Source organism: Gordonia jacobaea (assembly GCF_001186365.1).
GTDB classification, from domain to species: Bacteria; Actinomycetota; Actinomycetes; order Mycobacteriales; family Mycobacteriaceae; genus Gordonia; species Gordonia jacobaea.
Genome location: NZ_LDTZ01000021.1, coordinates 178,462 through 204,872 on the forward strand (window position 1 = coordinate 178,462; position 26,411 = coordinate 204,872).

24 protein-coding genes are annotated in these 26,411 nt (G+C 65.4%); 15 read left to right on the top strand and 9 right to left on the bottom strand.

Annotation, left to right across the window (positions count from 1 at the left end; genetic code table 11):
* Positions 1-69 precede the first annotated feature (69 nt).
* Positions 70-1,488, top strand: coding sequence for a glucose-6-phosphate dehydrogenase (locus ABW18_RS18475; RefSeq protein ID WP_083444457.1), 1,419 nt, complete (start codon positions 70-72; stop codon positions 1,486-1,488).
* Between the two features lie 12 nt (positions 1,489-1,500).
* Complete coding sequence (locus ABW18_RS18480; RefSeq protein ID WP_049700494.1) at positions 1,501-1,989, top strand: SRPBCC family protein; 489 nt, start codon at positions 1,501-1,503, stop codon at positions 1,987-1,989.
* On the opposite strand, the gene ABW18_RS18485 is transcribed toward ABW18_RS18480, so the two are convergent.
* Positions 1,977-2,519, bottom strand: coding sequence for a hypothetical protein (locus tag ABW18_RS18485; protein WP_235434444.1), 543 nt, complete (start codon positions 2,517-2,519; stop codon positions 1,977-1,979). The genes ABW18_RS18480 and ABW18_RS18485 overlap by 13 nt on opposite strands.
* A 140-nt stretch (positions 2,520-2,659) precedes the next feature.
* Between ABW18_RS18485 and ABW18_RS18490 the strand changes: the two genes are divergently transcribed.
* The gene (locus ABW18_RS18490; RefSeq protein ID WP_049700440.1) at positions 2,660-4,144 is read left to right on the top strand and encodes an MFS transporter; all 1,485 of its coding nucleotides are present in this window, start codon (positions 2,660-2,662) and stop codon (positions 4,142-4,144) included.
* Here the strand turns inward: ABW18_RS18490 and ABW18_RS18495 are convergent.
* A complete protein-coding gene (locus tag ABW18_RS18495) occupies positions 4,102-4,980 on the bottom strand; it encodes an alpha/beta fold hydrolase (protein WP_049700441.1) in 879 nt (292 codons plus the stop codon). The genes ABW18_RS18490 and ABW18_RS18495 overlap by 43 nt on opposite strands.
* An 88-nt stretch (positions 4,981-5,068) precedes the next feature.
* Between ABW18_RS18495 and ABW18_RS18500 the strand changes: the two genes are divergently transcribed.
* Together ABW18_RS18500 and ABW18_RS18505 are read left to right on the top strand one after the other, a co-directional pair.
* Positions 5,069-5,698, top strand: a complete 630-nt coding sequence (locus tag ABW18_RS18500; protein WP_235434445.1) for a TetR/AcrR family transcriptional regulator — start codon at positions 5,069-5,071, stop codon at positions 5,696-5,698.
* Positions 5,676-6,515, top strand: a complete 840-nt coding sequence (locus tag ABW18_RS18505; protein WP_152930137.1) for a hypothetical protein — start codon at positions 5,676-5,678, stop codon at positions 6,513-6,515. Before ABW18_RS18500 ends, ABW18_RS18505 begins: the two co-directional genes overlap by 23 nt.
* A gap of 45 nt (positions 6,516-6,560) precedes the next feature.
* On the opposite strand, the gene ABW18_RS18510 is transcribed toward ABW18_RS18505, so the two are convergent.
* Positions 6,561-6,908: a DoxX family protein gene (locus ABW18_RS18510; RefSeq protein WP_049700444.1), complete on the bottom strand. Its 348-nt coding sequence runs from the start codon at positions 6,906-6,908 to the stop codon at positions 6,561-6,563.
* Positions 6,909-7,012: 104 nt separating this feature from the next.
* On the opposite strand from ABW18_RS18510, the gene ABW18_RS18515 reads away from it, so the two are divergent.
* Both ABW18_RS18515 and ABW18_RS18520 read left to right on the top strand, forming a co-directional pair.
* A complete protein-coding gene (locus ABW18_RS18515) occupies positions 7,013-7,498 on the top strand; it encodes a MarR family winged helix-turn-helix transcriptional regulator (RefSeq protein WP_235434446.1) in 486 nt (161 codons plus the stop codon).
* A 49-nt stretch (positions 7,499-7,547) separates the two neighbouring features.
* Positions 7,548-8,378, top strand: coding sequence for an SDR family NAD(P)-dependent oxidoreductase (locus ABW18_RS18520; protein ID WP_049700446.1), 831 nt, complete (start codon positions 7,548-7,550; stop codon positions 8,376-8,378).
* A gap of 16 nt (positions 8,379-8,394) precedes the next feature.
* On the opposite strand, the gene ABW18_RS18525 is transcribed toward ABW18_RS18520, so the two are convergent.
* The 3 genes from ABW18_RS18525 to ABW18_RS18535 all read right to left on the bottom strand — a co-directional run bounded on the left by ABW18_RS18525 (position 8,395) and on the right by ABW18_RS18535 (position 12,977).
* Positions 8,395-10,485 (bottom strand): MMPL family transporter, encoded by a 2,091-nt coding sequence (locus tag ABW18_RS18525; RefSeq protein WP_049700496.1) that lies wholly within the window; start codon positions 10,483-10,485, stop codon positions 8,395-8,397.
* Positions 10,486-10,706: 221 nt separating this feature from the next.
* Complete coding sequence (locus tag ABW18_RS18530; protein WP_083444451.1) at positions 10,707-11,576, bottom strand: immunity 49 family protein; 870 nt, start codon at positions 11,574-11,576, stop codon at positions 10,707-10,709.
* A gap of 9 nt (positions 11,577-11,585) precedes the next feature.
* A complete protein-coding gene (locus tag ABW18_RS18535; RefSeq protein ID WP_152930138.1) occupies positions 11,586-12,977 on the bottom strand; it encodes a hypothetical protein in 1,392 nt (463 codons plus the stop codon).
* Positions 12,978-13,392: 415 nt separating this feature from the next.
* Here ABW18_RS18535 and lon point away from each other — a divergent pair, with 415 nt between their 5' ends.
* Complete coding sequence (gene lon / locus ABW18_RS18540; protein ID WP_049700449.1) at positions 13,393-15,729, top strand: endopeptidase La; 2,337 nt, start codon at positions 13,393-13,395, stop codon at positions 15,727-15,729.
* A 94-nt stretch (positions 15,730-15,823) separates the two neighbouring features.
* Here lon and ABW18_RS18545 read toward each other — a convergent pair whose 3' ends face one another.
* Positions 15,824-16,492: a fasciclin domain-containing protein gene (locus ABW18_RS18545; protein ID WP_049700497.1), complete on the bottom strand. Its 669-nt coding sequence runs from the start codon at positions 16,490-16,492 to the stop codon at positions 15,824-15,826.
* A gap of 201 nt (positions 16,493-16,693) precedes the next feature.
* Here ABW18_RS18545 and ABW18_RS18550 point away from each other — a divergent pair, with 201 nt between their 5' ends.
* A complete protein-coding gene (locus ABW18_RS18550) occupies positions 16,694-18,274 on the top strand; it encodes a molybdopterin-dependent oxidoreductase (protein ID WP_049700498.1) in 1,581 nt (526 codons plus the stop codon).
* Positions 18,275-18,340: 66 nt separating this feature from the next.
* Here the strand turns inward: ABW18_RS18550 and ABW18_RS18555 are convergent, their stop codons facing one another.
* On the bottom strand, positions 18,341-18,868 hold the full coding sequence (locus ABW18_RS18555) for a DoxX family protein (RefSeq protein WP_049700450.1): 528 nt from the start codon (positions 18,866-18,868) through the stop codon (positions 18,341-18,343).
* Between the two features lie 213 nt (positions 18,869-19,081).
* Here ABW18_RS18555 and ABW18_RS18560 point away from each other — a divergent pair, with 213 nt between their 5' ends.
* The 6 genes from ABW18_RS18560 to ABW18_RS18585 all read left to right on the top strand — a co-directional run bounded on the left by ABW18_RS18560 (position 19,082) and on the right by ABW18_RS18585 (position 25,188).
* Positions 19,082-19,435, top strand: coding sequence for a hypothetical protein (locus ABW18_RS18560; RefSeq protein ID WP_049700499.1), 354 nt, complete (start codon positions 19,082-19,084; stop codon positions 19,433-19,435).
* Between the two features lie 295 nt (positions 19,436-19,730).
* Complete coding sequence (gene dnaK / locus ABW18_RS18565) at positions 19,731-21,584, top strand: molecular chaperone DnaK (RefSeq protein WP_049700451.1); 1,854 nt, start codon at positions 19,731-19,733, stop codon at positions 21,582-21,584.
* A complete protein-coding gene (grpE, locus tag ABW18_RS18570; protein ID WP_049700452.1) occupies positions 21,581-22,168 on the top strand; it encodes a nucleotide exchange factor GrpE in 588 nt (195 codons plus the stop codon). The genes dnaK and grpE overlap by 4 nt, the downstream gene beginning before the upstream one ends.
* Positions 22,169-22,305: 137 nt before the next feature.
* Positions 22,306-23,511: a molecular chaperone DnaJ gene (gene dnaJ, locus ABW18_RS18575; protein ID WP_049700453.1), complete on the top strand. Its 1,206-nt coding sequence runs from the start codon at positions 22,306-22,308 to the stop codon at positions 23,509-23,511.
* A 3-nt stretch (positions 23,512-23,514) separates the two neighbouring features.
* Positions 23,515-23,907: a heat shock protein transcriptional repressor HspR gene (locus ABW18_RS18580; RefSeq protein ID WP_049700454.1), complete on the top strand. Its 393-nt coding sequence runs from the start codon at positions 23,515-23,517 to the stop codon at positions 23,905-23,907.
* 96 nt (positions 23,908-24,003) lie between these two features.
* Positions 24,004-25,188, top strand: a complete 1,185-nt coding sequence (locus ABW18_RS18585) for a DUF7159 family protein (RefSeq protein WP_049700455.1) — start codon at positions 24,004-24,006, stop codon at positions 25,186-25,188.
* 16 nt (positions 25,189-25,204) lie between these two features.
* Here ABW18_RS18585 and ABW18_RS18590 read toward each other — a convergent pair whose 3' ends face one another.
* Complete coding sequence (locus tag ABW18_RS18590) at positions 25,205-26,356, bottom strand: FAD-binding oxidoreductase (RefSeq protein ID WP_049700456.1); 1,152 nt, start codon at positions 26,354-26,356, stop codon at positions 25,205-25,207.
* Positions 26,357-26,411 lie beyond the last annotated feature (55 nt).

Genomic DNA, 26,411 nt, shown 5'->3' on the forward strand with positions numbered 1-26,411 from the left:
CGAAACTTCGCGAGTCGGGCACACGCCAATAGAGTCCGCACGGACGGGCTCATCGTGGAGGAGGACTACGTGACCGGACCGGCGTCGGACAACACCTCGAGCGCTGATGACCAGACGTCACCGCAGGTGACGACGCTGATCATTTTCGGCGCCACGGGTGACCTGACCAAGCGGCTGCTGCTCCCCGCACTCGGCCAGTTGCTCGGTCTCGAACCCGATCTCAACGTGCGTTTGATCGGCGTCGGAAGGCACGACCTGACCGACGATCAGTGGCGGGACAAGGTTCGCGAAGCTTTCGCCGATGAGCGGTCGGACGCGGGGGACCGGGTGGCAGAACAGACCGTGTACCGCCGGGGCGACCCGACCGACGCCGACGATCTCAGAAGTGTTCTCAGCGATATCGACGGCCGTCCCGTGCTGTACTTCGCGGTGCCGCCGTCGGTGACCCGCAAGGCGTGCGAGGCGCTGCGCGACGTCGACCTTCCGCCCGGCACCACGCTCGCCCCCGAGAAGCCGTTCGGGAGCGACCAGAAGTCGGCCCGCGAACTCAACGAGCTCCTGCTGGAGCTGGTACCCGAGAACCAGATCTACCGCGTGGATCACTTCCTCGGTCAGTCGGTGTTGCTCGACCTGCTCGGTGTGCGTCTGGCCAACCGCGTGTTCGAGCCGGTGTGGTCGGGAACACATATCGAGTCGGTCGTCATCCGCTACGACGAGAGCCTCGGATTAGAGGGCCGCGCAGGCTATTACGACGGGGTCGGCGCGCTGCAGGACATGATCCAGAGCCACCTGCTGCAACTGGTGGCCGTCGTCGCGATGGAACCGCCTGCGACACTCGGCGAGCGCGATCTGCGTGACGCGATCGGCGCGGCGCTGCGTGCCGTGCACATCTGGGACGACGATGCCGTGGCATCGTCGCGTCGAGCCCGCTACACGGCGGGCGAAGCGGGCGGCGAGCAGTTGCCCAACTACGTCGACGAGGACGGTGTCGACGCGTCGAACAACACCGAGACCCTGGCGGAAGCCACGTTCGAGGTTCGCACCAACAGGTGGCAGGGAGTGCCGTTCACGCTGCGCTCGGGCAAGGCGCTCGATCCGGAGGCGAAGGAGATCGTGCTGACCTTCCGTCCGCTGCGGCACGTCCCCGAGCAGTTTGAGGACCAAGTCCAGCCCAACGTCCTGCGTTTCACGTTCGGTCACGACGCGATGTCGGTGCGGCTCAACGTCCATCGTGGCTCACATCCCTTCGCGCTCAAGACCGTTGACCTCGACGCCGACTTCGGCAACGCGTCGATGCGGGCATACGCCGAGGTGCTGTCGGGAATCATCAAAGGCGATGAGACACTTGCCGTTCGCGGCGATGCCGCCGAAGAGTGTTGGCGCATCGTCGATCCCATCGTCGACGCGTGGCGTGCCAACAAGGTGCCGATCGACGACTACGCCGCGGGCAGTGCCGGACCCGACGCCTGGCCGACGCTGCCGCTCTAGACGGTGACGTTCATGCGCATTCCGTCGACCGTCCGCCGTGCCGTCGCCGACGTGTCGGTCTCCTTCGACGCCCCGCCCGACGAGGTCTTCGACTACCTCGTCGACCCGGAGAACCGGCCGCAGTGGCAAGCCAGCCTGCGTGCGATCGCCGACCTGATGCCCCTCGGCGATCACCCCGGCGACGTCGGAACGTCGTGGACAGACGTCACTGTCGTCCCGTGTGTCCGCCCACGCATGGACGTCGTGCGGAGCGCTCGACCACGGCGCTGGGTCGAGATCGGGCAGTGGAGATTTGTCGACGCCGCGCTGGTGCTCACCGTCGACCGCGCATCCGATGGGTCGACGACCGTCGGGGCTCGAGCCGTCCTCACGCTGCCGATCATGCTCGCGCCTGTCTTCATCCCTCTGGCAGTGGTCGTCCCGCCTGCCGTTCGCCTCGACCTCCGGAGCGCGGCGTCGGCGATCACGGCGAGGCGGGAGCGTGCCGATCAGGGCAGTTGAATCGCGTTCACGCCTGGGATCACGCTGATCACTTGCGGCGCTGCATTCGGCTGCTCACGCAGCACGCTGACCGTCGCGACGACGGGACCCGACCCGGTCACCGCGACCGCGGACGTCTTCAGCGTCGACGGGTAGCCGCTCACCGGATAGCTCGGTAGCTGCCAGTGCCGCAGAGACACCACGCCGTGCTTGCCGGTCCGCAGGTTGTTCCACGAGATCGACAGGAACCGATGCGAGTACTGGTAGTGATACGACGCCGGTGAGGGCACGGAGAAGGTGACGGCGGCGGGCGGTGGCGGGAACTGCAGGGTGCGCGGCGCCGGTTGCGCGACGACGGTGACCGGACGCAGCGATCCGCCGGGCACGCCGGCCGGACCGGTCTCGACGCCGCCGATCGCGGGAATCGAGAACGTCAGCACATCTGATCGCGTGGGAGCCGATGGCGCGGCATTCGCCAAAGCCGGTCCGCTGACCAGGGTCAACGCGAAGAGAACGAACGCGGTCAGTAGGCGTCTAGCGGCGGTGGTCATCGTCGGCTCCTCTGGTGGTCAACACTGGCTGGTCTGCGTTCATTGGCAAGTCGTGCACGATCGGAGCATCGTGGGAACTACCTACGGCTCCGCGTGCCGCCGACACCACTGCACCACGACTGTGAGAGACGGGCAACGATATGCACACGCCTGCGCCGAACAATGGCTCTCCGGGGGTCAGCGCATCGTCGGCGAAGGGTCGCTGGCTCATCGCGTCGGCTGTCCTCGGTTCGGGTGTCGCCTTCCTCGACGGCACCGTCGTGAACGTCGCATTGCCGACCATCGCGCGCGACCTCGACACCGGGCTCGCCGGACAGCAGTGGGTCGTCGACGGGTACATGCTCACACTCAGCGCGCTGCTGCTGACCGGTGGTGTCGCGGGAGATCGGTACGGCCGCAGGGCCGTATTCGTCGGCGGTTTGATCGTGTTCGCAATCGCCTCGATCGCGTGCGGTCTTGCCCCGACCATCGAGTGGTTGGTGGTGGCACGTCTTGTCCAGGGTGTCGCGGCGGCCGCACTCGTGCCGGGCAGCCTTGCACTGGTCAATGCCGGTATCCGCGAAGAGGAACGAGGGCAGGCAGTCGGCCTGTGGGCGGGGATGTCGGGGGCGACGAGTGCGCTCGGACCGTTCGTCGGCGGATGGCTCGTCGACGCCGCGTCGTGGCGGTGGGTCTTCTTCCTCAGCGTGCCGCTCGCGCTCGTTGCGGCGGCGATCACGTTGCGGCACATAGACGAATCGAAGGAGCCCGACGTGGCAGGGCGGCCCGACATTCCTGGTGCCGTCACCATCACGCTGGGACTCGCGGGTGTGATCGTTGCGCTGATCGAGGGGCCGTCGCGCGGGTGGACGCCGTGGATCATCGCGATAGGAGTCGCTGGGGTTGTGCTTCTGGTGGTGTTCGTGCGGATCGAACTACGCACGCCTGCATCACTTCTCGAGTTGTCGATGTTCCGCTCGGCGCAGTTCACCGGAGCGAATGCGACGACCCTGCTCGTCTATGCCGCGCTCGGAGGGGCGCTGTTTCTTGTTGCGCTGCAACTACAACAGAGCCTCGGGTACTCGGCATTGGAAGCCGGCGCTGCGATGGTGCCGAGCACCGTCGTGATGCTCTTCGGGTCGTCCCTGTCGGGGCGGATTGCGCAGAAGACGGGTCCTCGCATTCCGATGACCGTGGGCCCGATCATCGCGGGCATCGGGTTGGCATTGATGGCGCGGATCGTCCCTGGGGCAAGCTATCTCGGCGCGGTGTTCCCCGCGGTGATCCTGTTCGGTGTGGGTATGACCATCACCGTCGCGCCCCTGACCGCCGCGGCGCTCGCTGCGGTCGACGATGCGCACGCCGGCGCGGCGTCGGGTGTCAACAACGCTGTGTCGAGGATCGCGGGTCTGCTCGCCGTCGCGGTTCTTCCTGCTGTTGCGGGGATCAGTGCTGGACCTGGCCAGCCGCTCGGTCCCGGATTCACCACGGCGATGCTCATCTCCGCGGTCTTCTGTGCACTGGGCGGAGTGGTCGCGGCTTTCACGATCCGGTCCGGTACCGGCTTCCGACCACAGGTGACACCGGCAGTGAACGCCGCGTGTCAGGACCCCGCGACACGGGTGCGTTCGTCGACGTCGGGCTGACGGGTCAGGAAAGCGCCGATCTCGCGGGCGACCGTGGCGGGATCGTCGAGCGAGAGGAGGACCGAGCCGTCGATCGTCCGCAGGCGCGCGGAGGGAATCAGGTCGGCGAGGCGGCGGCCATGCTCGGGCGGCATCACGTGATTGCGAACAGGCCAGAGAATCAACGCATCTCCCGTGAATTCGCGAAGAGCCTCGGTATCACGGATGAGGCTCGATGCGTCGAATCGCGTGGAGGCGTAGGAGGCCAGGTCGCGCGCAACGTTGCGGTCGGAGAGTACGGATTTCGTCCACCCCTCGACAACAGCGTCGGGAATCGGGCGAGCTGTCATCCAGCCGAAGAGCAACGGTGTGTTGCGCAGCCACCGGATTCGCAGTAGCCGTGCCGCGAGAGTCAGGCCGCCAGGAAGATGTGCCGACACGGTGGCCATTTTGCCGGGCAATCCTGGAGGGAAGTTCTCGAACGCCTCGCACGGCAGGATCACGAGTCGTCCCACCCGCTGGTCGCGTTTCGCTGCGGTCAGGAACAGTCCGCCGCCCCAATCGGAGTGAACGAGTGTCACGTCGTCGAGGTCGAGGGCGTCGAGGAAGTCTGCGACGAGGTTCACCATTCCCGGCATCCGCAGGTCGGCGTCGGAGTTCATTGCGCGACGATGCGCGCCAAGTGGGAGGACTGGTCTCAGGTAGCGGAAGCCGGACGGGAGCAACGGCATGACCTGATCCCAGAGGGTGTGGTCCATGAACAAACCGTGCAGCAACACCACGGGCGGACCGCTGCCCTCGTCTGCATAGTCGATGCTTCCTGCGGGCATGCCGACGGAGCTGAGTCGGTGGTTCATCGGACCTCCACTATTCAAGATCTACCGACCGATCTGGAGCAAGTGCTCTAGAGCAACCACTCTAGAGCACTTGCTCTAAGCTGTGAAGGTGTCAACGGGAGCACGGTCGGAAAAAGTCACAGCCGAGGACGGCCAGACTGCGGAGCGGATCGTCGTCGCGATGGGTGAGTCGTTGCGTCGTCGTGGTTACTCGGCCACGGGCATCAAGCAGGTTCTCGACGCCGCGGGAGTGCCCAACGGCTCCCTGTACCACCACTTTCCAGGGGGCAAGCGACAAGTCGCAGGCGCGGCCCTCCGCTCGATGGGTCAGGCATACGCCCAGTTGGTCGGCGGATTGATGATGGCGGGTGACGACATTCCGACGGCGATCGAGTCTGCCTTTCGCGAGGCAGCAGATGCCGCCGAAGGGACGGGCTGGGCCAATATGTGCCCGGTGGGGACCATTGCGGGCGAGGTGGCCGATGTGGAACCCGAGCTGCGCGCGACGACTGGAGAGATCTTCGACGAGTGGATCACCGCGGGCACGAAGCTGTTGTCTGCGCGAGGAATGACAACACCAGCCGCACGCGATCTCGTCGTCGCGGTACTGGCGGCTCTCGAGGGAGCATTCGTGATGGCGCGTACGTTGAGGTCCCGCGATCCGCTCATCTCATCGGGCAAGGCCATGGCCGCGTACGCGGCGCTACTGTCATCGGGTGACGTCGACATCATCGGGTAAGTGGGCCGGAACGTACGCGGGGATACTGGCGGTGCTCGGCATCGCCTTCGTGTTCGCGCCCGCCTATCTCGCGGGCGGCCATTACGGCGGATACGGCGACAACACGCGACTTGTGCAGTCGATGCGCAACGCATTCATCGACTACTCGGGCTCGGGAAGCGCGGTGCTCCCGGATAGCCTCAGGACCGTCGTCGACTACTGGGCGCGCTATCACGTCGCGAAAGCGGTGATCGCCGCGCTGGCGCTGCTGGTGTTGTGCTCGGCGTGCCGACGACTCTGGGCGTCGTATCAGGGTAGGTCGTCTCAGGGGCGCCAGGCTGATAGCCGCGGTCGGACGGTGGCGTACGTCGTCGCCGGCGTGGCTGTTTCACTCGGAACGATCAGTGCCGCTGCGTTGCTCATGGCCAACATCCAGGGTGCGATTGCGCCGCTGTCTTCTGCGGTGTCATTGCTTCCCGCGCAACGTGATTCGTCACTGGCGGGGGCGATCGACGCTGTGCGTCACGGGATCGCCACGCCGGGTGCGTCGCCGGTTGCCGATCACCTCGTGGCCGACTTCGCGCGCTACCACGTCGTGGTGGCGGTGCTGACCGCGGTATTCGTGGCGCTACTCGGCGTACTCGCGGTTCGACTGTGGCGCGGCCGACGTGCTGCATCGAATGGTATTGGTGCACTGAGCTACTCGACGCTTCCGGCAACCGCAACCGCCGCGGCCACGTTGACGGTGGCCGCGGCGGTGCTGGTGCTGTGCGTCGCCAACATATCGAGCGCGCTGGAACCCGCGCGGGCGCTCAGCTTGTTCTTCGCGGGCGGCTGAGGCGGCCCGTTCGCTGCGGTCAGGCGCCCGCTTTGGATACAGCTGTCAGATGCTCAGCAGACGCAGGACGATGTACGCGATCGAGACGAGCATCAGCACGACGACGGGCGCGATGTTCTTGTCGCCCGCGCGCAGGTGGAAGATCGCTGCGCCGAGGAAGTAGAGGAAGGTTCCGATCGCTGCTACGACGCCGATCGGCCACCAGAACAAGCCGACGATGAGGCCGATCGCTCCCGCGAACTCGGCGAGCGCGAGGAGGCCCACCTTGTCCTGGGGGAATCCGACCTCGGTCATCACGCCCATCTGCTTGGGGTCGTGGCGCAGTTTGCCCACTCCCGAGAAGACGAGCATCAGTGCGAACACGATGGCGATGACGACGGTGGCGATGAACATGACAGCTCCTGGGTAAACCGCTGCGGTGGCAGACGGGTTGTTGAATGTTCAACTAAAGCTACACGCAGTTACTTGAATGTTCAAGTCAGCGTATGCTGGGCACCATGTCTGATGCACCATGGCTAGACGACGCGCAGCTCAGGGAGTGGAAATCGGTGATGGCACTACTGACGACGCTGCCCGCCGCGCTCGACTCGCAACTCAAACGCGACGCCGGGCTGAACATGTTCGAGTACCACGTTCTGGTCCGTCTGGAGTCGTCGCCCGACCGCACCCGCCCGCTGTCCGACCTCGCCCTACTGACGCAGAGTTCACTGTCGCGGCTGTCGCATGCGATGACGCGACTCGAACGTTCGGGCTGGGTGGCGCGCATTGCCAACCCTGGCGGCGGGAGGCACACGCTGGCGCAGATCACCGATGACGGCGTGCGCAAGCTGACCGACTGCGCACCCGGACATGCGGCGGAGGTCCGTCGGGCGGTGGTCGACCCGCTCAGTCACGCGGATCTCGCCGCACTCGGGAGATCTGCGCGCTGCATCCTTCGCGAGATCGCCCCGGATGTCGCCGACGTTCTCGAGCGGGAGGGCTAGGTTCGGGGGTTAGTGCTTCACGGGTGAGCACTCGGATCAAGGGAGATCGATGTCGATTCAGCGCAGGGTCCAGGCTCTCGTCCAGCGACGAAGCTTCGTGCCGGGATTCGTCGACGCCGCGCTGGCGGGGCGCGGCCGCGACGTCGCAGGTCTGACCGTCGTGATCACCGGGGCGTCGGCGGGTATCGGTCGGGAGTCGGCGCGCCAACTCGTTGCGAGTGGAGCGCGGGTGATCGGTGTGGCGCGGGGTGAGGAGAAGCTGCGCGAGCTGGCCGCCGAGACCGGCTGCGAGTACCGGGTGTGCGATCTCTCCGACGAGGCGTCCACCGACCGACTCATCGCCGACCTCGCCGAAGAATCCGTAGACGTTCTGGTGAACAATGCAGGCCACTCGATTCGACGCACCATCGTCGACTCGACCGAACGGTTCCACGACTATCAGCGCACAGCACGACTCAACTACCTTGCCGCCGTGCAGCTCTCACTCGGGCTGTTGCCTGGCATGGTCGAACGTGGCGAGGGGCAGCTCGTCAACGTGTGCACCTGGGCGCTGCACGCCAACACGTTTCCGAGGTTCTCGGCCTACGCGGGGTCGAAAAGCGCACTGGCGATCTTCGGTCGCAGCCTGAACGCCGAACGGCCAGAAGGAGTTACGGCTACCAACGTCTACTTCCCGCTGGTACGTACCGAGATGATCGCTCCCACAGCAGAATACGACGACGTCGGCGCGCTGGAGGTCGACGAGGCGGCGAGGTGGATCGTTCGTGCGATCACCCACCGACCCGAGGAGGTGTCGCCGGCTCTCGTGCGCTACCTGCTGCCTGCGATCGACCTGATGTCACCACGCATGTCGGATAGGACCATCGCTGCGATCACGTGAGGCAAGGCTCCGAGTCTCAACTGGCAGTGCGGCTTTCAGTTTGGAGCTGACGAGTGGCGCGACCGGGCCACCACTTCGGCACCCACCAGTTGGCGGGACCCAGCGCGGCAACGAGAGCCGGAGCCAGAACGCCGCGAACAATCGTGGCGTCCAAGATGATTCCGAGTGCCAGCGCTGTCGCGAGTATCTTGACATCGGTCACGGGCACCTGCGCCAGTGAAATGAATGCCAGGAACAGGATGAGCGCAGCCGAGGTCACCAGACGTCCGGTCCGCGCGACGCCGTCGATGGTGGCGGTGTCGGTACTGGCGCCGGCATCGTGCTCTTCCTTGATGCGGCTCAGTAGGAAGACCTCGTAATCCATGGAGAGTCCGAACAGGAAGGCAAAGACGGCCACCGGAATCCATATGGTGATGGCACCTGCACCGTCCTGGCCGAAGAGCAGCGACGTTCCGTGGCCCTCCTGCCAGATGAACACCGTGACCCCGAAAGCCGCCGCCAGCGAGAATGCGTTGAGCACAAGCGCTTTCAGCGGCAGCACTATCGAACGTAGTGCCGTTGCGAGCAGGGCGAACGTCACGACGACGATGAGAAGTAGTACCCACCAGATGTTTCCGTACACGGCGTCGATGAAGTCCGCGTTCTGGGCGGTTATCCCACCGACTCTCCCGCCGTGCTGTTCGGCAACCGTGCGGATGTCGGCGGCGGCGCGACCTCCCTCCGGAGTGGACGAGTCCACCGTCGTCCAGGCGTCGACGATGTGCGTCGAGCCGCGCTGCCACTCGGTCGGTGCCACAACTCCTGCAACTCCCGGCCGGCCGCGAAGTGCTTCGACGATGCTCTGTGGTGAGTCCGTGACGATCTCGACGGGCGTGGTGAGCCCGGACCCGAGTCCGGCGTCGGCGACGGCGTCGACTGCCTGCCCGGCCGGGCCGCCGACAGACGCGAGCGAGGCGTTTGTCGGGGACGAGAGATTCAGCGAGGCAACAGGTATCGCGAGGACGGCCAGAACGATCACGGCGATCGCGGTCGACGCCCAGCGGTGTCTGACCACTACCGTCCCGACGCGTCGCCACAACCGGCTGTCCGGCGATGTCGATCTGCGGTGGGGCCATTCGAGCTTGGTTCCCGCGACGGACAGCAGCGCGGGCACCAACGTCAGCGCGGCGACCACACTGATCAGCGGGATGAGCAGCCCGGTGAATCCGATACTCCGCAGAAACGGCACTGGTAGAGCGATCAGCGCCGCCAGACTCACCGCGACGGTGATGCCCGAGAACAGCACGGCGCGGCCTGCGGTCGCCAGAGTCTGCTCGACTGCTTGCTCGCCGTCGTACCCATTGCCGCGGGCCTCTCGCCATCGGGTGACGATCAAGAGCGCGTAGTCGATCGCCACTCCCAAACCGATCAGCGCGAGGAGATACTGCACGATGAACGACACCTCGGTGATCGACGTCAGTCCCCAGAGAATGAGGAACGTCGTGAGGATCGACGCCGCCGCGGTGAGCAGCGGTGTGATGGCCAAGAACGATCCGAAGACGAGCGCCAGCACCACCAGGGCTCCGACGCCACCGACGATGGTCTCCACGAGAACGTTGACGCCGCCCCCGCCTCCCGCGTTCAGGGCGTCGACGCCGGTGACCGCGACCGATGTGGTTGCCGACGTCGACTCCTTCGCCACCTGCTGCAAGGCGGGCAGGCTTGTGACGTAGGGGTCGGCGCCCGGAACCACCTTCGGATAGACCACCGTGACCGCCGTCGACCGATCGCGGGAGATCAGTTCGGGATGGGTTGTGTAGGAAGCGATTCGGGCTCCCGGTGCCGCCGACGCCGCCGCTGCCGCGATCCGGCTACCGGACTCGACGTCGACGCTGCCGCCCGGCGCGGCCTTGCTGACCACCAACACCGGCGCATTGTCGCCACCGGAGCCGAATTCTCGTGTGATGTCGGCGTTGGTCTCATACCCGGACTGACCGGGGAGGCTGAAGTCGTAGCTCAGTGCGCTTGTCGCGCGGGATGCCCCGAACGCACCACAGAGCGCGACGACGATCCATGCCGCGATAACCCACCACCGATGACGAACCACCAGCCGTGCAAGCGTTGTCACGTGGCCGTCTCCATATTCGTCCGTTGCCTCCGGCGGGGTGTCCCCCACTCACTGTTCGTGGACGGCGGCACATCGGATTGGTTGGCGCGGGGTCACAGTCGACGCGCCTCGCCCTGAATGTGTGTGCAATCGAAGGATGTGGGTGCTGCAGCACCCACATCCTTCAATACGACACATATTTAGCTGGCGGGTTGGCGCCGAAGGCGATGCTTCGGAGCGCTCTAGCCCAGTTCGAACATCCAGGGCGGGTTCTGAATGAGTTCGACGGGCAGATAGTCGGAGTCGACGTCGATCGTCATACCCTCGTCGAACGCCATGGCGCACAGGCCGAACAGCGGGAGCGAGAAGAAGCCGCGAGGATTGCCGCTGCGTTCTTCGCTGGCACCCCAGTACGCCCGGTGGTCGGTCAGGGCGTCGGTCAGCTGCTCGGTGAAGTTGCCCTGGTCGTCGGGTTCATTGCCGATGGTGGCCAGTACCCCGAACAGGTCCAGCTGCAGCAGCCTGGCCTCTTCCTTCGTCGAAATCGTTGGCGTATTGACTTGTGAGACACAGGCGCTGAGCATCTCGGCCCACTGTGGGTCTTTGCGGTCGCGTGCCTGTAGCGCCTCGACGAGTCCGAGCATCGCCGCGTCGTTGCGGCTGCCCTGCGTCAGCAATGCGGGGTCGACGGCGTCGAGCGTCTCGCGTGCAGTCCCGTTGCGTGTGGCGCGCGCCCACCAGTAGGCGTCGAGCCAGGTCTGTGCGTTCACCGCGCGGGGATTGTGCCCGGTGCCTTGACTGCGCAGACCCGCAGAGTCCATCTCGAGGACGAATGGTTCGCCCGGCGGGAGCGCTGCGAGTTGGTACATCCCGAGGTAGATCTGCTCGGCCCGTCGGGCAGCGACGCGGGTCCCGACGCGTGCCCCGGAAGGGTCCGATCCAAAGTGGAGTGCTGCGGCGCCGGTGGCCGCGAGTGCCGCGGTCGGCATCGTCGACTCCGGGTAGAGGCTGATGTCCTCGAAGTGCGATACCAGGGCGTCGTCTGATTCGGTTGCCGATTCACGCAGTTCGTCGATCGATCGGCCAAGTGCGTGCCTTGTCACTGATTGCATCGTGTCGTCCTATCCGATGTCGAAGTTGCGAACGCTGTAGCCTGCCCACTCGTCACCCGACACGCGCGCCTTCACGAGACGGTAGCTGAGTGCACCGCGGTTGAGCGCGCTCCGCATGCTCAATGCGCGTGGGTCGCCGTTTCGGGCCATCTCGTCGATCAGTGCATCCAAGTAGCCGCGGGTTCCCTGTTCGTACCGTTGGCCATCGAGGCCGATCCGAGATCCCGCCTTGGACGACGGCCCCTTGACCTCCTGGACGACCATCCTCTCGGAGCCTCCCGCTTTGGGTCGCACCACGAACACCTGGTCCGGGCTGCCGGCACCCGATTGTCCACGGGCGCTTGTCAGCTCACGAACGTCGTACTTCGACGACGGGTAGTCACGCGCGATGGCCTGTCGTCCCGCCGCCTCGCCGAGCTGCTCGCCCTGCGTGGTTTGCCGACGGTAGGCATCCTTCAGCTCGGACTCGGTCCGTGGATCGACCTTGCCGTCCGTCTTCTGCTGGGTCGCTCTTTCGGCCTTGAGTCGCTTCACGTCACCGACGGCACGATTTCGGGCAGCAACACTCTCGCGCATCTGCGACGATTCGGTACTGGTCGGCGCGCGTTGCTGAGCCGGGCCGTCGAATTTGGCACGGACTGTCGGCGACGAGTGGGATTCGACGAAGCTCCCCGGCTTCTTCGGATTCTCGCGGATGGCCGGAACCAGATCGCCATTCGCGTCGACGCCGCTGCCCGGCTTACGCTTGATGACACCGTCGGATCCCTGCTTCTGGTAGTACTTCGCGCGGTACTCCGGATCGTTGACCTTGGTCTGCATCGGAGCGTTGCGCTGCTCGACGCCGGTCGGCTTCGCGGTCGTGGTTTGCTTCGGTGCGGACTGCTTCGGTGCGGGTTCCGCGGTCTGCGGTTTCGCGGGCGTCGGCTGCGCAGGTTTCGGTGCGGTGGGTTTTGGCTGTGCGGGTGCGGACTTCTGCGGCGCGGGCTTGGCGTCCGACTTCGGGGGCGCGGGCTTCGCAGGCGCCTCTGGCTTCGCCGGCGCAGGCGGCGCAGGTGGCGTCGGCGTGCTGCCGTCGGTATTCGGGATCGCCGGTGCTGTCTCCTTCGAACCGCACGCTGAAAGCTCCGACTGCAGCCCGTTGGCCTGTGCCTGCAGGGCATCGCGCTGGCCGTTGAGTTGCTGAGCTTCGGCGTTGTAGGCGCCGACGGCCCCGGCGTTCGTCCTGTCGACGCCGCCGGCGCGGGAGTTGTGTGCGTCGATCTGGCCCTTGAGCGTGTTCGCCTGCGACTGGAGTGCCTGGACTCGCGAGTGGAGCGTCGAGCAGTCCGGTGCGGGCGCGGCAAACGCCTGTGACGGCGTCGCCACGATCAGGGCGATCGACGCCATTACGGCGAGAATCACGCCGACCACTGCTCGTCTACCAGATCTGAGCAGGCTCCCCGCTGTCGATGGTGGGTGAGCACTCGTGCTTCGAGACATTGTCGGACCTTCCGTGACGTCGAATCGGTATGTGTCGGTTCGATTCGTCCGGCCACCCGAAATGTTCCGGCAGCTGTGAAAGTGGTCCGTTCTCGCAGCGTCGGGGAGTGATTAGGCCCCCGCGCCCCTCAATGTGTGTCCAATCGAAGGATGTGGGCGTTGCAGCACCCACATCCTTCGATAAGACACACATTTAGCCCGGGGCGGCTACGTTCGGCCGGCGCGGGCCCGGCGGCAGATCTCAACGCCCCCCAAATTCCGCCCCAGGCGAAATCTGCCCGGGAACAAACATCCTGCCACCCAGGTTGAGTCCATCAGACTGAACTTTGGAGGTTAAATGTCTGACACGTATTCAGTGCCCGTCCTCTTCGTTCCTGATCTGGTCGTCCTGCCCGGCATGGTTGTGCCGGTGCCTCTCGACGACGCTGCTCAGGCGACAGTGGACGCGGCCCGGGCCAGTGAGTCCGGAAAACTGCTGGTCGCTCCGCGCCTGGACGACCGGTATCCCACCTATGGCGTTCTGGCGTCGATCGTGCAGGTCGGGCGTATGCCCGGCGGTGTGCAGGCTGCCGTCGTCAAGGGCGAAACGCGCGCCCACATCGGCACCGGAACCACCGGCCACGGCAACGCGCTGTGGGTCGAGGTGACCGAGGTCGACGATGTCGAGGCGACGCCCGAGACCAAGGCGCTGGCCGCCGAGTACAAGAAGCTCGTGCTGGCCATGCTGCAACGTCGTGAGGCGTGGCAGATCATCGACGCGGTCAACAAGATGACCGACCCGTCGGATCTCGCCGACACGTCGGGCTACTCGTCGTGGCTCGACGACGTCCAGAAGCGACAGCTTCTCGAGACGCCGGACGTCGGCGAACGACTGCAACTGCTGATCGACTGGACCAGCGAGCACATCGCCGAGACCGAGGTCTCCGACAAGATCGCCGACGACGTCCGCAACGGGATGGAGAAGCAGCAGAAGGAATTCCTGCTTCGCCAGCAACTCGCCGCGATCCGCAAGGAACTCGGTGAGGACGAGCCCGACGGTGCCGACGACTACCGCGGTCGCGTCGAAACGGCCGATCTTCCCGACAACGTGCGCGAAGCCGCACTGCGTGAGGTCGGCAAACTCGAACGCGCAAGCGACCAGTCGCCCGAAACCGGTTGGATCAGAACATGGTTGGACACCGTGCTCGATCTGCCGTGGAGCGTCACCACCGAGGATTCGACAGACATCAAGGGTGCCCGCGAGATCCTCGACGCCGATCACCACGGTCTCGACGACGTGAAGGATCGCATCGTCGAATATCTGGCGGTGCGTGCCCGACGTGCCGAGCGCAAGCTGCAGGTCGTCGGCGGACGCGGTTCCGGTGCCGTGATGGTGCTGGCCGGTCCTCCCGGTGTCGGCAAGACGTCGCTGGGTGAGTCGGTTGCCCGTGCACTCGGTCGCAAGTTCGTGCGCGTCGCTCTCGGCGGTGTGCGCGACGAGGCCGAGATCCGCGGTCACCGTCGTACCTACGTCGGCGCACTGCCCGGACGCATCGTGCGTGCCATCGGCGAGGCGGGATCGATGAATCCCGTTGTGCTGCTGGACGAGATCGACAAGGTCGGCTCCGACTTCCGGGGCGATCCCGCGGCCGCGCTGCTCGAGGTCCTCGACCCCGCGCAGAACCACACGTTCCGCGATCACTACCTCGATCTCGACCTCGACCTGTCCGACGTCGTGTTCCTCGCGACAGCCAACGTCATCGAGAACATCCCGTCGGCCCTGCTCGACCGTATGGAGCTCGTCACGATCGACGGCTACACCGAGGACGACAAGGTGGCCATCGCCCGCGACTTCCTGCTCCCACGGCAGGAGGAGCGAGCCGCGCTCACCAACGATGAGGTCACGGTGACCGAGGATGCGCTGCGCGAGATCGCTGCCAACTACACCCGCGAGCCGGGTGTGCGGCAGTACGAGCGACTGCTCGCCAAGCTGTTCCGCAAGGTCGCGACCAACGTCGAAAGCGGCAAGGCCACAACGCCTGTCACGATCGAGGAGTCCGATCTCAAGGAGTACCTCGGCCGCGCCCGGTTCACGCCGGAGTCCGAAGAGCGTACGGCTGTGCCCGGTGTTGCCACCGGACTTGCCGTGACCGGAATGGGCGGCGATGTGCTGTTCATCGAGGCCAATCGCACCGACACGGGCGAGGGCAAGGGCGGTCTGCAACTGACCGGCCAGCTCGGCGACGTCATGAAGGAGTCCGCGCAGATCGCACTGTCGTATGTCCGTGCACACGCACGCGAACTCGGCGTCGATCCGAAGAACCTGGAGGGCACGATCCACGTGCACGTCCCGGCGGGCGCGGTGCCCAAGGACGGTCCGAGTGCCGGCATCACCATGGTGACGGCCCTGGTGTCGATGGCAACGGGTCGCAAGGTCCGTGCCGAGGTGGGCATGACCGGCGAGGTCACACTCAACGGTCGCGTGCTCCCGATCGGCGGGCTCAAGCAGAAACTGCTTGCGGCACAACGTAACGGTCTGACGCAGGTGTTCATCTCACCGCGTAACGAGGCCGACCTCGACGACGTCCCGGCAGAGATCCTCGACGCCGTCACGGTCACTCCGGTGGCCGATGTCGCCGACGTCGTCGCACAGGCTCTCGAGCCGGTCGCCGACGCCGCGCGGACTGCCGCTTGATCCTGGTCGATCAACCCGACCTCTGAACACGACGGGGCGCACCGATTACGGTGCGCCCCATCGCTTTATCCAGAGAACCTCATCGGTGAAACGATCACATGGTCGGCGGCATGAGCACCGTGTCGATCATGTACACCGTGGCGTTTGCGGTCTTGACGCCACCACAGACGACGCCTGCGTTGTTGACCTTGAGATCGTTGCCCGATCCGGTGACCGTCACATCTTGACCCTCGAGGGTCTTGTGTGTTCCGTCGATCATGTCGGGTGCGATCTGTCCCGAAACGACGTGGTAGGTAAGGATTTTGGTGAGCAGATCCTTATCGGTCTTCAGCTTGTCGATCGTCGCGGCGTCGAGCTTCGCGAAGGCGTCGTCGGTGGGCGCGAAGACGGTGTACTGGCCGTTGTTCAGCGTATCCACCAGGTTCACCTGGGGATTGAGCTGCCCCGACACCGCCTGCGTCAGCGTCTTGAGCATCGGGTTGTGGGATGCCGCAGTGGCTACCGGGTCCATCGCCATACCCTCGACCGAGCCACTGCCCGACGGATTGGCCTTCGCGTAGTCGGCACATCCCGGCCCCACGAGCGACGCCGGTTCGGCGGTACCGCTGCTCATCGGCATTGCCGACGACGACATCGGGGCCATCGACGACGTGGCCGAATCCGACGACGAACTGCTGTCGTCAGAGCATCCCGCGATCACTCCCACGGTCAGTACGGCGCCTGCTGCTGCGAGAGTCAGGCGTTGAAATCTGTTGGCTACCATGATCGATCCCATCATTGAGGAACAAACCCACCGTGCTGTGAGTCTCGGAGGGCATTCGCAGGAGACCAGACCCCGGATGGGTGGAAAGAAAAGAAATCTCACGACCCATCCGCGCAGGGCACTCGAACGAAGTACTGCAGAAGTCGACGATCGACGACGCTGACTTCGGTGAGGAGTGTGGCCATGGGTCAGCGATTGAAAATGCGTCAGCGATCCGAAATACGTCGGCCGTTCGAAACGTGGCTTCGTGCTGTGGTTTCCGGCATGCTTGCCGTGTTCGGCGGTATAGCGGCAGGCGAGTTGGCGGCTATTCCCTTGTCTCGCATGGCCTCGCCTTTCCAGGCGGTAACCGCATTTCTCGTCGACAACTCACCCGCTCCTGCTCGGGAGTGGGCCATCACGACGTTCGGAACCAACGACAAACCGGCGCTGATGATCGGTGTCGCAATCGCTCTCGCCCTACTCTCGATGCTGGCGGGCATTCTGCAGGTGGCGCGGCCCCCGGCGGGCGTCGTTCTCGTCATCCTCGTGGCGGCGTTCGGCGCATTCGCGGCGGCCACACGTCCCACCGCAGACGTGAGCTACGTGATACCGGCGATTGTCGCAGGTGTGGTCGCAGTTGCAATTCTCATAGTGCTGGGTCGCAAATCGATTGTGACGCAAAAGGTTAGCTCAGGTCCCGATGAAGTACTCGAAAACGCCGACGACACAACGAGTTCCGGAACATCGCGACGCGCCTTCCTTGTCGCGGCAGCGGTCGTGGCAGGGGCATCCGCGGTCTCGCTGGTGGTTGCCCGACGCGTCGCCGACGCGGGCGGAGTGATCGCGGAGCGAGCCCGACTCGTGTTGCCCCGCGCAAAGTCTGCTGCGCCACCGATTCCGTCAGGAGTCGACGTGGACGGTGCGACCCCGTTTCTCACCAGCAATGCGGACTTCTATCGCATCGACACAGCCCTGCAGGTCCCGCAGTTGTCGACGTCGGATTGGCGACTGCGAATCCACGGCATGGTCGACCGCGAGATCACGCTCGACTGGAACGATCTCATGGCGATGTCGGCGCAGGAGCGGATCATCACCCTGACGTGCGTTTCCAATGAAGTCGGCGGCGATCTTGCGAGCAACGCGAGGTGGATCGGCTATCCGATGCGTGACCTTCTCGCGATGGCGAAACCGCACGCCGACGCGGACATGCTGCTCTCGACGAGCGTCGACGGCTGGACGTCTGGCACGCCGCTCGAAGCGATCACCGACGGACGTGACGCGATGTTGGCGGTAGGTATGAACGGCACGCCACTGCCACTCGAGCACGGGTATCCCGCTCGGCAGGTCATTCCGGGACTCTACGGCTTCGTCTCCGCCTGCAAATGGGTGATCGATTGGGAGATAACAAGATTCGACCAAGCCCAGTCGTACTGGGCGAAGCGTGGCTGGGGCGTGAAAGCGCCCATCAAGACGGCCTCGCGCATCGATACCCCGGCGCCGCTGTCGAATATCGCCGCCGGTCCGGTCGTCGTCGCGGGAACTGCCTGGGCGCAGCACCGGGGCGTGCGCAAGGTCGAGGTGCGCGTCGACGACGGTGAATGGAACACGGCGACGCTCGCGACCGAATACTCGACCGACACCTGGCGACAGTGGAGCTGGACCTGGGGTGCAACGCCCGGAAACCACACGTTGTACTGCCGCGCGACCGACGCCGACGGCAAGACGCAGACCGACCAGCGGGTGGCGCCGATACCCGACGGCGCCACCGGATGGCACAGCCGCGTCGTCCGTGTTGCCTAGCGCAGGGTCACTTGCGAGACGTCCTGCACAAACACGAACGACGCGGCTGTGCTTTTGGTGTTCGGCTCAGCCGACCTTCAGTGCCAGTGCCTTCTTGCGGCGAGTGAGCACGCCCGCTGCGCCTGCGGCGGAAGCGACCAGAGCGGCAATGCCTGCACCCTCACGTGAGAGGGGATGCTTCACGACGGCGTCGACGGAGTAGCGTCCCGGCCCGGTCAGAGCCAGTGCGGCAGAGGCGAGTCCGAGCACGGCCGGGTACTCGAAGCCGCCCTCCTGAGCGAAGAATCCGCTGGGACGGTGCACGTCGGCGGCGGCGATCATCGCCGCGGCGCCTGCCGCTGCTGCCACGCGGGTGCCGACGCCGAGCGCGACGAGTCCACCGGCGGCCTCGCTGACGCCCGCGGCTACGGCCGAGGTCTTGGCGGGCTCGAAGCCCATGTGCTGCATGCCCGCGGTCGTCCCGTCGATTCCGGGACCGCCGAACCAGCCGAGCAGCTTCTGGGCTCCGTGCGCGAACAGGGTGGCGCCCACGGCGACGCGCAGGGTCAGCAGACCGGCATCGAGCGCGCGGGAGTTGGTTGTCTTCTTCGACATTGTTCTTAACCTTCCTACAGATATGTCCTAAGAGGACTGTAGTCCGCTTAGCGTCGAGCGGCCACGTGTCCCTGGTCACGCAGCCATTGCGGGCGTCCGCGGGCGTCGCGCACGGTTCATGCGAGTAGGTTCCGTGCGCATGCCGGCGGTCGTAGGCTGGCCATTGAGAAGTTTTAAATTGTGGAGTTGCCATTGCGATCGCGAGGAGCCGAGATGCCCGACCTGCCCGAGATCACCGACGCCGAGATGCAGACGATTCTCGAGTACGCCCAGCCGTACACGGTGTCGATCCTCCGTTCGGGACCGAACTTCAGCTCGGCCGATGCCGGACAGTTCCTCAAGGAGCACGGCCGTCGCACCCTCGCGCTGCGCAAGGCGGGCGAGCTGGCCGTCGTCTTGCCCATCCGCGGCAACGCCGACATCCACGGCGTCGGCATCTTCGACCGCGACGTCGACACGGTCACCAAGATCATGAACAACGACCCGGCCGTGCAGGCGGGCGTCTTCACCTTCGAGGTCTATCAGGCCGAAGGTCTACCGGGCGACGCGCTGCCGCCGGCTCCGTGACCAGCGAGACATCGACCTCCACATAGTTGCGCGAACTGCGCTCAACTTTTTTCTCCGAATCGGGAACAACCCGGATCTGTGCACAGTTGGACCTATCGAGAAACCTGAGTCGGTCAGACTCAAGTAGACTTGACGCGGTGAGGCTCAACCAGTAGGACTTGAGTCGGACGCGCTGAAGTCTCTGGTCCCCGACCAGACGCAGGTTTGCATCGACCAACCCCCTCGGTCGTGCCGTCAGCTCGACCAGGGGACCGAGAACTTGGGTGCACACCCACAAACTAGGAGGAAATAACAGATGTCTCGTGCTGTTGGAATCGACCTCGGCACCACCAACTCCGTGGTGTCCGTGCTCGAGGGCGGCGAACCGACTGTCATCGCCAACGCCGAAGGCTCGCGGACCACTCCGTCCGTCGTCGCATTCGCGCGTAACGGTGAGGTACTCGTCGGGCAGCCCGCCAAGAACCAGGCCGTCACCAACGTCGACCGCACCATCCGGTCCGTCAAGCGCCACATGGGCGAGGGCGACTGGAGCGTCGAGATCGACGACAAGAAGTACACCCCGCAGGAGATCAGCGCGCGCACGCTCATGAAGCTCAAGCGCGACGCCGAGTCCTACCTGGGTGAAGACGTGAGCGACGCGGTCATCACCGTGCCCGCATACTTCAACGACTCGCAGCGTCAGGCCACCAAAGAGGCCGGTCAGATCGCGGGCCTCAACGTCCTGCGTATCGTCAACGAGCCCACCGCTGCCGCACTGGCATACGGACTCGACAAGGGCGAGAAGGAACAGACCATCCTGGTCTTCGACCTCGGTGGCGGCACCTTCGACGTCTCGCTGCTCGAGATCGGCGACGGCGTCGTCGAGGTCCGTGCGACCTCCGGCGACAACAACCTCGGTGGTGACGACTGGGATCAGCGCATCGTCGACTGGCTCGTGGAGAAGTTCAAGAGCAGCTCCGGCATCGACCTGACCAAGGACAAGATGGCCATGCAGCGTCTTCGTGAGGCTGCCGAGAAGGCCAAGATCGAACTGTCTGCCTCGCAGAGCACCTCGATCAACCTGCCCTACATCACCGTCGACGCCGACAAGAACCCGCTCTTCCTCGACGAGCAGTTGAGCCGCAGCGAGTTCCAGAAGATCACCTCTGATCTGCTCGAGCGCACCCGCGCTCCGTTCCAGGCCGTCATCAAGGACGCAGGCATCTCCGTCGGCGACATCGATCACGTTGTGCTCGTTGGTGGTTCGACTCGTATGCCCGCCGTCACCGATCTGGTGAAGGAACTCACCGGAGGCCAGGAGCCCAACAAGGGCGTCAACCCCGACGAGGTCGTCGCGGTCGGTGCTGCTCTGCAGGCCGGCGTGCTCCGCGGTGAGGTGAAAGACGTTCTGCTGCTTGATGTCACCCCGCTGTCGCTCGGTATCGAGACCAAGGGCGGCGTGATGCACAAGCTGATCGAGCGCAACACCACGATCCCGACCAAGCGGTCGGAGACCTACACCACGGCCGAAGACAACCAGCCGTCGGTGCAGATCCAGGTCTATCAGGGTGAGCGCGAGATCGCCTCGCACAACAAGCTGCTCGGTTCGTTCGAGCTCGGCGGTATTGCTCCTGCGCCGCAGGGTGTTCCGCAGATCGAGGTGACCTTCGACATCGACGCCAACGGCATCGTGCACGTCACCGCGAAGGACAAGGGCACCGGCAAGGAGAACTCCATCCGCATCCAGGAGGGCTCGGGCCTGAGCAAGGACGAGATCGACCGGATGATCAAGGACGCAGAGGCCCACGCAGAAGAGGACCGCAAGCGTCGCGAGGAGGCCGAGACCCGCAACCAGGCCGAGTCGCTGGTCAACCAGACCGAGAAGTTCCTCAAGGACAACGAGGACAAGGTTCCCGGCGAGGTCAAGGACAAGGTCAACGCCGCGATCTCCGGGGCCAACGATGCCCTGAAGGGCACCGATATCTCGGCGATCAAGAGCGCGATCGAGAAGCTGTCCGCGGAGTCCCAGGAGATGGGCCAGGCGATCTATGCAGCATCTGCTGCTGAGTCGCAGAACGGCGCATCCGCCGAGGGTGCCACCGCAGACGCCGACAGCGACGTCGTCGACGCAGAGGTTGTCGACGAGCCGAACTCCGGGGACACCAAGTGACCTCACCGGAGCCCGAGCTCGACACGACTGCGGCAGACACCGCAGCAGTCGACGTGGAGTCGACGGTCGAACCGACCGCCGACCCCGCGTCGGGTTCGGAAGAGGCGACCGGCGGAAACTCGGCCGAGGTGGCCGAACTGACCGCCGCCCTGCAGCGTGAACGCGCACAGTTCGCCAACTACAAGCGGCGAACCGAAGAAGAGAAGCAGGGACGCGTCGCCTACGGCAAGCAGATCCTGATCGACAAGCTGCTACCGGTTCTCGACGACCTCGACCGTGCCCGCGAGCACGGCGATCTCGAGAGCGGACCGCTCAAGGGTGTGGCCGACAAGCTGATCGCCACACTCGACGCAGAGGGATTGGCGAAGTTCGGTGCGCCGGGCGATCCGTTTGATCCGGAACTGCACGAGGCCGTCCAAAATGACGGCAGCGGAACGGAACCCGTCATCGGCGCGGTCTACCGCGGCGGTTATCGGCTCGGCGACAAGGTGATCCGCACGGCGATGGTCACCGTGACCGACCCGGACCCGCAGACCGATCCCTCGGCACAGCCGAGTACGACCGGTCACAGTGGTGCACAATAATCACCTGCATATGCTCCGACGGCGCGTCGCGTGAGATGACGCGGCGCGCCGTCGGCGCAACAGGGCGCCACAACCCACGACTTTTTCACAACTCAAGACCAGACAACTTCACACAACTACGAAGGAGGTGACGTCTGGTGGCTCCACAACGAGAATGGCTCGAACACGACTTCTACAAGGACCTGGGCGTTGCTTCTGACGCTTCGGCTGAAGAGATCAAGAAGGCTTACCGCAAGCTCGCTCGCGAGCTGCATCCCGATGCCAATCCGGGAGACAAAGAAGCCGAAGAACGCTTCAAGCGGGTGTCTGAAGCCCACAGCGTGCTCTCCGACGCCGACAAGCGTAAGGAGTACGACGAGACCCGTGCCATGTTCGCCGGCGGTCAATTCCGCGGCGGCGGAAACGGTTTCCCGGGAGGGTTCCCCGGCGGCGGCGGGACTCGTTATTCGACGAGCAACGGTGCCGATTTCAACATCGGCGACCTCGGCGACCTGTTCGGTGGCGGAGGTGAATCGAGCGGCGGCTTCGGCGACTTGTTCGGCGATCTGTTCAACCGCGGAGGGTCATCGCGCTCATCGACGGCAACGCGGCCGCGTCGCGGCAACGATCTCGAGACCGAGACCACGCTGTCGTTCAAGGATGCCGCGGTCGGTACGACCGTACCGCTCCGCATAACAAGCCCGGCCCCCTGTACGACATGCCACGGAAGTGGCGCCAAGCCGGGCACGAGTCCGCGAGTCTGCCCGACCTGCAACGGATCCGGGCTGGTGAGCCGCAATCAGGGCGCGTTCGGTTTCAGTGAGCCGTGCCAGGATTGCCAGGGCACGGGATCGCGGATCGACGATCCGTGTAGCGACTGCGACGGCTCCGGCGTGAAGGTCAGGGCGCGCACCATCAACGTGCGTATCCCGGCAGGCGTCGAAGACGGACAACGAATTCGGTTGGCAGGCCAGGGCGAAGCGGGCCGACGCGGTGCACCGTCGGGCGACCTGTATGTGGTCGTCCACGTGACCGCCGACAAGATCTTCACTCGCAGCGGCAACGACCTCAAGGTTCAACTGCCGGTCAGCTTCTCCGAATTGGTGCTCGGTGCAACGGTTTCCGTGCCGACGCTTGAGGGGTCGGTGGGAGTCAAGATCCCGCCGAACACCACAGACGGACGCACTTTGCGTGTCCGTGGACGTGGTGTGCCGAAGCGTTCCGGAGGCGCGGGCGACCTGTTGGTCACCGTGAAGGTCGAGGTGCCGGGCACACTCGACGACGCCGCGACCGAGGCACTGAAGAAGTACGCCGAGGCAGAGAAGGCGAGCGGATTCGACCCCCGTGCAGGATGGGGGCGATGAGCCATGGCGAGTCGAGACTTCGAGGATTCGAGCGCGACGTTCATGATCTCGGTCGCCGCCGAACTGGCAGGGATGCATGCGCAGACACTGCGCACGTATGACCGGCTCGGACTCGTCACGCCGCAACGCACGACGGGAGGCGGACGCCGCTACTCGCCGCGCGACGTCGAACTCCTGAGAGAGATCCAACGTCTCTCGCAGGAGGAAGGCGTCAACCTCGCGGGCATCAAGCGCATCATCGACCTCACCAATCAGGTCGACGCGCTCCAACAGCGAGTCGGTGAACTGCAGAGCCAAGTCGAGCAGTCCGGTCGCCGCGGTGGCGAGTTGGTGCCGGTCCCACGCACGAGCGCGTTGGTCGTCTGGCAACCACGACGCACCAAGCGCAAGGACTGAGCAGACGCTGTTTTCTACCCATGCTCCCCGACGGCCGGTTGGCCGCCGGGGAGCACACGTTAGGCTGACTTCTCACAGCAACGTGGGGAGTCAACGGTGACACAGCCGACCGGGACGCAGGCATCAGGCGCAGGGCAAACAGGGCCGGTGTCCCTGGGCGTGTCTGTTGTCGGCGACGAGATCGCGTCGGTCGTCATTCGCTCCGGCGCCGGCGGTGCAGACGAGATCGCGGCCAGCAATCTCGTCGATCTGCCCGATTACCTCCCCGAATCGGCGGCCGCGGCCATCACGGAACTGGTCGAGTCGGTCCCGTTCGAGGTCGATCACCTCATCGTTTCCTGCTCGCGTCCGAGCACCCGCAACTACCTCGCGCAGGCCTTCACGCCCGGACCGTCGACGCCGCCCTGGTACCGGATCACCAGCGTCGACGACATCGCGGGCGCCATGCTCGCCGTCGCGCGCTCGTCTCCGGGCGGGGCAGGCGTGACGGCCGTGGTGAACCTTGCACGTACAGGCGAGCCCGCCGACGGCGTGTGCGTGGCGCTCGTCGACAACACCACCGGCCAGTTGCTCGACACCCGCGACAACTCGACGCTCGAGGGGATTCCGGTCACCGATCCACAGGGCGCCGACGATGTCGCCCGACTGATCCTCGACGCCGATGGCGGCTCCCGGTTGAGCTCCGTCGTCTGCACCGGGTCGGGCGCAGAATTGCCCGGCGTCGCGCCTGCGCTCGAATATGCGGTCACACGCCCGGTGTCGATAGCCGAGATGCCTGCCCTCGCTCTTGCCGCGGGCGCTGCCGCCACCCCGGCGAAGACGACGGTGTTGCCGGCAGGCGACTCGGAACAGGGCGCGTATGCCGCCGCAGCACCCGCGCGCGCTCCTCGGGATGCGACAGGGCTGCGCTGGTGGGCGCTGGGTGCGGCGATCGGGGTCGCCGTTCTACTCGGCGCAATCGGACTGACGGCACTGCACGCCAGCAACGACAACGAGAGCGCCACACCGAACACCACGCCGTCCACGGTGACGGTCACCGACACCCCGCAACAGGCAACCGTCACGCGCGAGGGCGACGCCGTCACCGAAACGCAGACCGAGACCAGGAGCGAGGTCCGCACGACGACGGTCCGACCGCCGACGGTCACCAGGACGGTGGAAGCCCCGGCAGGTACCGAGACAGAGACCGCGACGGTCACCGAGACCTCCACGGTCACTGTCACCGTGCCCGGGCAGTCCGAAGGCGGCGGCGAGCAAGGGCAGGGGACAGGCGAGAACTGAGGTCGCCGTGGCGCCGTCAGAACACGGGATCGGATTGGATTCTGCTCGCCCGCACGCCGGCGATGATGAGTCGACGACGCGTGGCCGTCACCATCTGCGGAGAGCCGACGACGAGCGCCTGATGGCGGCTCCAATCTGTCTCTGCCGCAACAACATCTGGCAGCACACCGATCCGGTGATCGACGCCGAGTTCCTCGGGTGACGCGATCGAGTTCAACCACCACGGGTCGTCGGTCTCCTGCGACACCGCAGTAACGCGCAACCACGGATTGGTCGACGCGATGCGCGCCAGCACCGCCAGATCGTAGAGTTCGCCGGGGTAGCGCATGCCGTAGAAGATGTGCGTCGACGGCGAGTCGGCCCGCTTCGACATCTCGATCAGCAGCGCACGCAGCGGAGCGAGTCCGGTACCGCCCGCGACCATGAGGACGTCCTGGTCCCGTTCGATGTGCAGTGTTCCGTGGTGCTGCGCCAGCTTCCAGACATCGCCGACGCGCGTCGTCGACACGATCGCAGAACTGACGACGCCACCGGGAACGGCGCGGACGTGGAATTCGATCTCGCCATCCTCATTGGGTGGAATCGCAGGCGAGAGATGCCGCCACTCGTGTGGCCATTGCGGAATTGCCACCTCGAGGTACTGCCCGACCGAAAAGCGCAGCGGATCGTCGCTGACGAGCCGCACGACGGCGAGGTCGCGGGTGATCCGATACTTCTCGACCACCTGCGCGGTCCAGGTCGGCGGCCCGGACGCCATCTCGGCCGCACCTCGCATCACGCCGGTGGTCAACATCATCGCCTGGGTGACCGTCTCCTCGGTGTCGCCGTCCCAGTAGCCGTCGAGCACCGCGCGGAACTCGCCGATGAGCGCGGTGCACATCAGGGGGTAATGCGCAGGCAGCACGCCGAACTTGCGGTGATCGCGCCCGAGCTGTGCGAGCAGTTCGACGAGGTCGGTGTGGCCGTCGTCGGCCGGAATCACTTCGAGAGCGTGGTCGATCACTCCGAAGAACGCCTCACGCAGATGCGACATCTGCGCGGGAAACAGGTCGCGAAGGTCGGGATCGAGAGCAAAAAGGCGCGTGAAGACGCCGCGCGTGAACGCGTCGGGGTCGCGTCCGATGACCTGACGCACGTGATGCAGCGCGTGGCGCGAGTGCCCGCCCATGCTCACCTCCGATCGTGTGGCCTCGTCGACAACCTCCTTATTCTGCCCCCTCGTC

Excerpts from the sequence above, each read along its gene's own strand:
- ABW18_RS18580 (WP_049700454.1), top strand. The coding sequence starts at position 23,515 with ATGGCGAGTCGAGACTTCGAGGATTCGAGCGCGACGTTCATGATCTCG.
- ABW18_RS18485 (WP_235434444.1), bottom strand. The coding sequence starts at position 2,519 with ATGACCACCGCCGCTAGACGCCTACTGACCGCGTTCGTTCTCTTCGCG.
- ABW18_RS18545 (WP_049700497.1), bottom strand. The coding sequence starts at position 16,492 with ATGGTAGCCAACAGATTTCAACGCCTGACTCTCGCAGCAGCAGGCGCC.
- ABW18_RS18490 (WP_049700440.1), top strand. The coding sequence starts at position 2,660 with ATGCACACGCCTGCGCCGAACAATGGCTCTCCGGGGGTCAGCGCATCG.
- lon (WP_049700449.1), top strand. The coding sequence starts at position 13,393 with ATGTCTGACACGTATTCAGTGCCCGTCCTCTTCGTTCCTGATCTGGTC.
- ABW18_RS18515 (WP_235434446.1), top strand. The coding sequence starts at position 7,013 with ATGTCTGATGCACCATGGCTAGACGACGCGCAGCTCAGGGAGTGGAAA.
- ABW18_RS18495 (WP_049700441.1), bottom strand. The coding sequence starts at position 4,980 with ATGAACCACCGACTCAGCTCCGTCGGCATGCCCGCAGGAAGCATCGAC.
- ABW18_RS18555 (WP_049700450.1), bottom strand. The coding sequence starts at position 18,868 with ATGTCGAAGAAGACAACCAACTCCCGCGCGCTCGATGCCGGTCTGCTG.
- ABW18_RS18510 (WP_049700444.1), bottom strand. The coding sequence starts at position 6,908 with ATGTTCATCGCCACCGTCGTCATCGCCATCGTGTTCGCACTGATGCTC.
- ABW18_RS18520 (WP_049700446.1), top strand. The coding sequence starts at position 7,548 with ATGTCGATTCAGCGCAGGGTCCAGGCTCTCGTCCAGCGACGAAGCTTC.
- ABW18_RS18530 (WP_083444451.1), bottom strand. The coding sequence starts at position 11,576 with ATGCAATCAGTGACAAGGCACGCACTTGGCCGATCGATCGACGAACTG.
- dnaK (WP_049700451.1), top strand. The coding sequence starts at position 19,731 with ATGTCTCGTGCTGTTGGAATCGACCTCGGCACCACCAACTCCGTGGTG.
- ABW18_RS18550 (WP_049700498.1), top strand. The coding sequence starts at position 16,694 with ATGCGTCAGCGATCCGAAATACGTCGGCCGTTCGAAACGTGGCTTCGT.
- ABW18_RS18590 (WP_049700456.1), bottom strand. The coding sequence starts at position 26,356 with ATGGGCGGGCACTCGCGCCACGCGCTGCATCACGTGCGTCAGGTCATC.
- ABW18_RS18560 (WP_049700499.1), top strand. The coding sequence starts at position 19,082 with ATGCCCGACCTGCCCGAGATCACCGACGCCGAGATGCAGACGATTCTC.
- ABW18_RS18480 (WP_049700494.1), top strand. The coding sequence starts at position 1,501 with ATGCGCATTCCGTCGACCGTCCGCCGTGCCGTCGCCGACGTGTCGGTC.